The organism is Pseudomonas sp. CFBP 13711 (assembly GCF_014842265.1).
Lineage (GTDB): Bacteria > Pseudomonadota > Gammaproteobacteria > Pseudomonadales > Pseudomonadaceae > Aquipseudomonas.
Genome location: NZ_JACYVI010000017.1, coordinates 87,644 through 95,752, shown reverse-complemented (window position 1 = coordinate 95,752; position 8,109 = coordinate 87,644). Strand labels below are relative to the sequence as shown.

The 8,109-nt window shown below is 62.5% G+C and carries 6 protein-coding genes; 5 read left to right on the top strand and 1 reads right to left on the bottom strand.

Annotated elements, in window-relative coordinates; genetic code table 11:
- The first annotated feature begins 321 nt into the window (after positions 1–321).
- Positions 322–597, top strand: coding sequence for a DUF1145 domain-containing protein (locus IFT47_RS24680; RefSeq protein WP_192171566.1), 276 nt, complete (start codon positions 322–324; stop codon positions 595–597).
- Complete coding sequence (locus tag IFT47_RS24675; protein ID WP_192171565.1) at positions 590–1,363, top strand: collagen-like protein; 774 nt, start codon at positions 590–592, stop codon at positions 1,361–1,363. Before IFT47_RS24680 ends, IFT47_RS24675 begins: the two co-directional genes overlap by 8 nt.
- 158 nt (positions 1,364–1,521) lie before the next feature.
- On the opposite strand, the gene IFT47_RS24670 is transcribed toward IFT47_RS24675, so the two are convergent.
- Entirely contained in the window at positions 1,522–1,986 is a 465-nt protein-coding gene (locus IFT47_RS24670; RefSeq protein ID WP_192171564.1) for a CopD family protein, read from the bottom strand.
- Positions 1,987–2,115: 129 nt separating this feature from the next.
- Here IFT47_RS24670 and dinG point away from each other — a divergent pair, with 129 nt between their 5' ends.
- The 3 genes from dinG (at position 2,116) to IFT47_RS24655 (ending at position 7,961) form a co-directional block, all read left to right on the top strand.
- Positions 2,116–4,260, top strand: coding sequence for an ATP-dependent DNA helicase DinG (gene dinG / locus IFT47_RS24665; protein WP_065992603.1), 2,145 nt, complete (start codon positions 2,116–2,118; stop codon positions 4,258–4,260).
- A gap of 111 nt (positions 4,261–4,371) precedes the next feature.
- On the top strand, positions 4,372–6,738 hold the full coding sequence (locus IFT47_RS24660) for a beta-galactosidase (protein ID WP_192171563.1): 2,367 nt from the start codon (positions 4,372–4,374) through the stop codon (positions 6,736–6,738).
- A gap of 74 nt (positions 6,739–6,812) precedes the next feature.
- On the top strand, positions 6,813–7,961 hold the full coding sequence (locus IFT47_RS24655) for a serine hydrolase (protein ID WP_192171883.1): 1,149 nt from the start codon (positions 6,813–6,815) through the stop codon (positions 7,959–7,961).
- The last annotated feature ends 148 nt before the right edge of the window (positions 7,962–8,109 follow it).

Below are 8,109 nucleotides of genomic sequence, written 5' to 3'. Positions count from 1 at the left end.
GCGCCGTCAGGACATGGATGTCCGTTCGGCGCGGGCCCACGGAGCGAGACCGGAGTGAAGGAACCCTGACGAAGGAAGGGCCTAACCAGGAGCAGGCACCCTTGGTTACTTGGGGTGCTTTTCCAAGTAACTCGCCGAAGGCGAAATGTCTGCCCCTAGGCAGACCTCATCTCGGCACCACCCGAGATTACGGATATTCACCCAATCCAAGCCGTCAAACACCAGAAACTTTAAAGCCTGCCTCTGGCATAGTCCCCCGCCTCACCGTACTGTGCGCAAACCGTTTTCATCGCACAAAACCAAAAACTGCAGAGGCACCACATGAGTGTGATTTGGGGAACAGGGAAAGTACTGACAACAGCATTCTGGCTACTGATAATCACCAGCCTCACCATCGCCATGCCACACCCCTTCGACCTGCTGTTCAAACTGGCTGGCGGCCTGTTGCTGCTCACCCACATCATCGAACTGATCAGCTACAACGCCAGCCTGCGCGGCCGCCCCCATCCCTGGCGCGATCGCCTCCAGATTCTGCTCTTCGGCCTATTTCACCTGAACACATTCAAACGCCCACAGGCGGAGGTACACCATGCGTAACGCGATGCTGATGACGGCAGGCCTGCTGTCCGCCCTGACCAGCCCCTGGATCATGGCCCAGACCATCTCCGTCGAAACCCACTCGCTCATGCGCCTGCCCTCCAAAACCAGCGTATTGCAACTGGACCGACTCGAAGTCGCCGACTACGGCACCCTGCTGATCCCGGCCGGCCTCACCGAAGTCAAAGTCGGCCAACTCATCATGGGCCATGAGTCACGCATCGCCATCGTCCCGAGCGGCGAGGCGTTCAGCCTGCAGGTCAAACAGGCCGACCTCGGCAGCGGCGCCGAAATCACCGCGCGGGGCGCCCCGGGCACCTTCGAAAAACCGCCGACCCCAGGCCGCAACCTCAACCTGCGGATCGAACAACTCAACGCTGACCAGCTCTTCGTCGACGCACGCGGTGGTGCGGGCTCGCCCGGTTACGTCGGCCTTGACGGCGGCAACGGCATCGATCCGGGCTGCACATGGGGTTCCGCCAGTCGCGGGATCGACGGCGACAATGGCGGCAACGGCCGTGACGGCGCGCCGGGTGCGCTCGTTCGTCTAGAGCTGCCAGCGGCCTTCGGCAATGACCGCATCAAGGTCAACGTCCAGGGCGGTGCCGGTGGTATCGGCGGCGACGGCGGTCGCGGCGGTAAAGGCGGCGCGTCCAAAGGCTGCGTGGTCTATCGCGCTGACGGCGCCAAGTCCGGCAAGAACGGCGACAAGGGCCAGTCCGGCGCGGCAGGGCCAACGGGCGCTATCGTGGTTCGTAACTTATAAGCCGGATAGCCCACAGGCGTTATATACCGTCCAGACGGCTCTCTTTCGTGGAGCCGACACGGTTCATGTGGGAGTGAGCTTGCTCACGAAGACGGCCTTTCAGCCGCCGGATATCCAGCGGGTGGACCGCCTTTTCGCGAGCAGCTCTTCCCCAACTCTCAAAGCATTGGCCTGATGGCAGCGATCGCCACAACGGCCACCCCCACCATCAGATTGATCCCCATCAGACGCCGCATCCCGCCCAGCGCAGCGGCACCCTCAGCCCATTGCTCGGCGAGCACAGCCTTGCGCAACTGCGGCAGGTTCAGCGTCGAAACGCGCAGAAACAGCGCCACCATCACCACATACAGACCCATCATCACCTGCACATAGCGTGGCGCGGTCTGAAAGCCGCTGAAGTTGACGTTGATCATGCCAATGCCGGTCACCGCAAGCATGATCACCGCGCACCAGACCCATACGAAGAATCGCGGCAGCACCTGCAGCCACAGCTTCAACCGGGCCGGGCCTTCAAGGGCCGCGATGACCGCCGGTCGAAGAATCATCCAGGCGAAAAACATGCCTCCTACCCACACAATCGCTGCTAACACATGCAAGGCGTAGACAAAGGCTACAGGTGACATCGAGAACTCCGATCTGCGCAGAAAGAATTAGCGCGGTATGATAGCCGCCCGCTGCGACTACTGAAGATATATCCAGCGGTTTTCGTGTTTTCATTCAGCACCCGTGACGCCGAGCCAACGACCCAGCCCATGATCAGCACCGAACTCAAATCCCAGATTCAGGGCGCCTACTCGCGTTTCCTCGAAGCCAAGAGCCTCAAGCCTCGGTACGGCCAGCGCCTGATGATCGCTGAAGTGGCGAAGGTGCTGGGCGATGTCGACACCGACGAAGAAGGCCGCCGTTCGGGTGATCCCGCCGTCGTGGCGGTCGAGGCAGGGACAGGCACCGGCAAAACCGTTGCCTACGCCATCGCGGCCATTCCGACCGCCAAGGCCGCTGGCAAGCGCCTGGTCATCGCCACCGCGACCGTCGCGCTGCAAGAACAGATCGTCTACAAAGACCTGCCCGACCTGATGCGCAACAGCGGCTTGAACTTCACGTTCGCGCTGGCCAAGGGCCGTGGCCGCTACATGTGCCTGTCCAAGCTCGACATGCTGCTGCAGGAAGGCGACGCCCAGAGCGCGACCGCGCAGCTGTTCGAAGAAGAAGGCTTCAAGATCGAAGTGGATGAGGCCAGCCAGAAGCTCTTCACGACCATGATCGAAAAGCTCGCCGGCAACAAATGGGACGGCGACCGCGACAGCTGGCCTCAGGAACTGGCCGACCAGGACTGGGCGCGCCTGACCACCGATCACAGCCAGTGCACCAACCGCCATTGCCCGAACTTCCAGCAGTGCGCCTTTTACAAAGCCCGCGAAGGCATGGGCAAAGTCGACGTCATCGTCACCAACCACGACATGGTCCTGGCCGACCTGGCGCTGGGCGGCGGTGCCGTCCTGCCCGATCCTCGCGACACTCTGTATGTCTTCGACGAAGGCCATCACCTGCCCGACAAGGCGATCGGCCACTTCGCTCATTTCAGTCGCCTGCGCTCCACCGCCGACTGGCTGGAGCAGACCGCCAAGAACCTCACCAAATTGCTCGCGCAGCACCCGCTGCCGGGCGACTTGGGCAAACTGATCGAACAGGTCCCCGAGCTGGCTCGGGAGATCAAGACCCAGCAGCAATTCATGTTCACCGCCTGCGAGCAACTGGCCGACTTCAAGCAAGGCGAAGACATGGAAGGCCGCGAGCGTCCGCGCCATCGCTTCGTCGGCGGCGTGGTCCCCGAACACATGCGCGAGATGGGCATCGAGCTGAAAAAAGGCTTTGCCCGACTCGACGACCTGTTCACGCGCCTGACCGAGCTGCTGAAAGAAGGCATGGACGGCGAGGTCAACATCGGCATCGCCAGCCATCAGGCGGAAGAGTGGTACCCGCTGTTCGGCAGCCTGCTGGCCCGCGCCCATGGCAACTGGGAATTGTGGACGGCTTTCACCGCTGAAGACCCGGAAAACAGCCCGCCCATGGCGCGTTGGCTGACCCTGGCCGACAGCGGCTCGCTGTTCGACATCGAGGTCAACGCCAGCCCGATCCTTGCCGCCGAAATGCTGCGCCGCAACCTGTGGAATGTGGCCTACGGCGCGCTGGTGACCTCGGCCACCCTGACCGCGCTGGGCAAGTTCGACCGTTTCCGCATGCGCGCCGGGCTGCCGAAAGACGCGGTCACCGCCGTGGTGCCGAGCCCCTTCCACCATGCCGACGCCGGCGTGCTGCGCGTTCCGGATCTGAAAGCCGACCCCCGCAACGCGGCCGAACACACGGCGGCCATCATCCGTGAACTGCCGAATCTGGTCGAAGGCTCCAAAGGCACGCTGGTGCTGTTCTCCTCGCGCAAACAGATGCAGGAAGTGTTTGACGGGCTGGAGCGGGACTGGCGCAAGCGGGTGTTCATCCAGGGCAACCTGTCCAAGCAGGAAACCCTGAACAAGCACAAGGCGCGGGTCGACGGTGGCGATGAAAGCGTTCTGTTCGGGCTGGCCAGCTTCGCTGAGGGGGTCGACCTTCCCGGCGCTTACTGCGAGCACGTGGTGATCGCCAAGATTCCTTTCGCCGTGCCGGATGATCCGGTCGAAGCCGCACTGGCGGAGTGGATCGAAGCGCGAGGCGGAAATCCGTTCATGGAAATCGCCGTTCCAGACGCTTCGTTGCGGCTGATCCAGGCCTGCGGTCGTCTGCTGCGCACCGAACAGGACCGCGGCATCATCACGCTGCTGGATCGCCGGGTCGTAACCCAGCGCTATGGCAAAGCCATCCTCAATGCACTGCCGCCATTCCGGCGCGAAATTTCCTGAACCCGTGTTGCAAATGAAACACGGTTGACCGGGTCTTATTCCTGGTCCGTCCGGATGCGCGCGACCTCTGTCGTGCTCCGGGCCTCAGATGATCAAGGAGCTTCCGATCACATGATTCGCCGTTCACTGTCCGCCATCATTGCCACGCTGTGCGCCGGCATGGCCCACGCCGCGCCTGACGTGCAGCAGACGCTGTTCAATTTCGTGCGGCCCGCCGACGTGGTGAAGGTCACGACCCAGGATGCCGGGTTTCCCCAGGCGAACGCCGAACAGACCGCCGAAGGCGAAGTGCTGCGCCGGGTGGTTTTCAATCCGGTCGCAAAACCCAGCCTGCAACTGACCCCGCAGACCGGCGTCTGGGACTGGAGCCACGACAGCGCCATGACCTTGCGCCTGCAAAGCGCGATGGATTGGGCGTTGACGGTGTACGTGCAGATCGAAAGCCGCGACGGCAAAATCCTCACTAGCCGCATCGACCTGCCGGCCGGCCCGGCGCAAACCCTGGTGCTGCCGCTCAAGGCCAGTTCGCCGATGACCCAGGGTATGCGCGCCGGCCCACCGATGCCATGGATGTACGAAGGGCAGCGCGTGTTGCTGGCCAACACCGAAGGTGAGCTGAACAGCGCTGAAGTTTCATCGGTCACCGTGTCGATGTCTCAACCCAACGTTGCCCAGTCCGTCTTGATCGAGAAGTTCGGCGTGCAAGAGGGCGACGCGCTGCAAACCGCGGCCTACAGCAACCTGGTCGACGGCTACGGTCAGTTCACCCGGGGCAAGTGGCCGGAGAAGGTCACCAGCGACGATCAGCTCAAGGCGCTGGCGGCCAAGGAACAGCAACAGCTGCAAACCTGGCTGAAAGACCGTCCGGCCCACGACAAATACGGTGGTTTGCTCAGCGGCCCGTCCTTCGAAGCGAAGGGCTTTTTCCGCACCGAGAAGCGCGACGATCGCTGGTATCTGGTGACGCCGGAAGGCCATCCGTTCTACTCGCTGGGGATAAACGCGGTCTCCGCTGACGACAGCCAGACCTACGTCGAAGGCCGCGAAGCCATGTTCACCGGCCTGCCCGGCAGTGATGATCCGCTCGCCGTGTTCTACGGCAAGGGCGATGACAACCGCGAGACGGGGGCCAACCGCAACCGCCAATTCGATCAGGGCCGCTGGTTCGATTTCTATGGCGCCAACCTGCAACGCACGTACGGCGTGCCGAAGTGCGGGGAAGTCTCAAAGCCGGTCGAGCCGGCTGACGACGAAGACGAAAGCCCAGCAACCACTTCTGCAACGACCGTATCCACTGGCGATAGCTCTGGGGAGCAGAGCGCGCCAGCGCTGCAGCCCGAGAAGCCCGCCACGCCCGCGCCTGCCATTGAATGCAAGCCGGTAATCGTGGACAGCAAACGCTGGGTTGATCACACCCTGCAACGCTTGCAGGCCTGGGGCTTCAACACCGTTGGCAACTGGAGCGATTCGTCGCTGCAGAACCTGGAAAGCAGCAAAAAAGATCGCGTGCCCTACACGCTGCCGCTGTCCATCGTGGGTGATTACGTGAGCATCAGCACCGGTCTGGATTGGTGGGGGGGCATGCCTGACCCGTTCGATCCGCGCTTCGCCATGGCCACAGAACGGGCCGTCGCCATCGCTGCACGCGACCATCGAGATGATCCGTACCTGATCGGTTACTTCGCGGATAACGAATTGGCCTGGGCGGCGCCGGGCAACGATCCGAAGGATCGCTACGCATTGGCCTACGGCACGCTGAAGTTGACCACCGATGTGCCAGCCAAGCGCGCGTTTCTCAAGCAGTTGCGCGACAAGTACCGTAACGAAGAAGGGCTGTCCAAGGCGTGGGGCATCCATCTTGCCGCGTGGGAATTGATGGAAGACCCGGGGTTCGAGCCGCCGGTGCCCAGCGCAGAGCACCCGGAGATCGAAAACGACTTCCGGTATTTCCAGCGCGTGTTCGCCGAGACCTATTTCAAAACCATTTCCGACGCGCTCAAGTGGCATGCGCCGAACCATCTGCTGCTCGGTGGTCGCTTTGGCGTCACCAGTCCCGAGGCGGTTGAAGCCTGCGCCAAGTTCTGCGACGTGCTGAGCTTCAACGTCTACACCCTCAAACCCCAGGACGGCGTGGACTTCGCGAAACTGCGCGTGCTCGACAAGCCTGTGATGGTCACCGAGTTTCACTTCGGCTCCCGTGATCGCGGGCCGTTCTGGGGCGGGGTGCTCGAAGTGCCCCGTGAGGAAGATCGCGGCCCGGCGTACGCCAATTTCCTGAAGAGCGCGCTGGCCGAGCCGTCCATCATCGGCGTGCACTGGTTCCAGTACCTGGATCAGCCTGTTACCGGCCGCTTGCTCGATGGCGAAAACGGCCATCTCGGGCTGGTGGGCATCACCGACGTGCCGTACCAGGGCTTCGTTGAGGCAGTGCGCAAGGCCAATGGACAGGTCGTGGATGTGATCGGCAAACGCCCTTAACCGGGCGGTTCCCAAAGCGTTCAATCGCTGGAACAATGTTCGCCATTTTTGCAGCCCGACCGGAGAGCCAGACCGTGCAGATTCAAGGCCATTTCGAGCTTCAGTTTGAGGCCGTACGCGAGGCGTTCGCCGCGCTGTTCGACGACTCGCAGGAGCGTGGCGCTGCGCTGTGCGTGCAGATTGGCGGCGAGACGGTGCTGGATCTGTGGGCGGGCACGGCAGACAAGGATGGCAGCGAAGTCTGGCACAGCGACACCATTGCCAATCTCTTCTCCTGCACCAAGACCTTTACGGCGGTCACGGCCTTGCAGCTGGTGGGCGAGGGCAAGCTGAATCTGGATGAGCCTGTCGCCCGTCTATGGCCCGAGTTTGCGGCCAACGGCAAACAGTCCGTCACGCTGCGCCAGTTGCTGTGCCATCAGGCCGGGCTCCCGGCGATCCGTGAAATATTGCCGGCCGAAGCGCTTTACGACTGGCAGGCCATGACCGGCGTATTGGCTGCCGAGGAACCCTGGTGGACACCGGGTCAGGGCCATGGGTATGCCGCGATCACCTACGGCTGGCTGGTGGGCGAGATGATTCGTCGCGCCGACGGCCGCGGGCCGGGTGAGTCCATCGCTGCGCGTATTTCACGTCCGCTGGGCCTGGACTTCCACGTCGGTCTTGCCGACGAGGAGTTTCACCGCGTCGCCCACATTGCCAGAGGCAAGGGCAATGCCGGTGATGAGGCCGCGCAGCGACTGCTGCAGACCACGATGCGCGAACCGGCGTCCATGACGGCGAGGGCGTTCACCAACCCGCCGTCGATCATGACCAGCACCAACAAGCCGGAATGGCGGCGCATGCAGCAGCCTGCCGCCAATGGCCACGGCAACGCACGCAGTCTGGCCGGCTTCTACAGCGGCTTGCTCGACGGCAGCCTGCTGGACGGCGACTTGCTCAACGAGCTCACGCGCGAGCACAGCATCGGCCAGGACAAGACGCTGCTGACCCAGACCCGCTTCGGGCTGGGTTGCATGCTCGATCAACCCGCGGTGCCTAACGCGACGTTCGGGCTGGGTGCCAAGTCATTTGGCCATCCTGGCGCAGGTGGCTCGGTTGGCTTCGCCGATCCCGAGCGCGATGTGGCGTTTGGGTTCGTGACCAACACCCTTGGTCCTTACGTGCTGATGGATCCGCGGGCTCAGGGTCTGGTGCGCGTGCTTGGTGAGTGTTTGCAATAACTATCGCCGTTAAGTGCTTGTTCTACCGACTGTCAGTTAAATCTGGATAACCGAGCCGTAGGGCGGTTTCTTTTTCCAAAACGGTCTTTATGCGTGTTATATGAGCGCTGCTTCGTTCATTTTCTGATCAATTATTCATGTGGGTCAC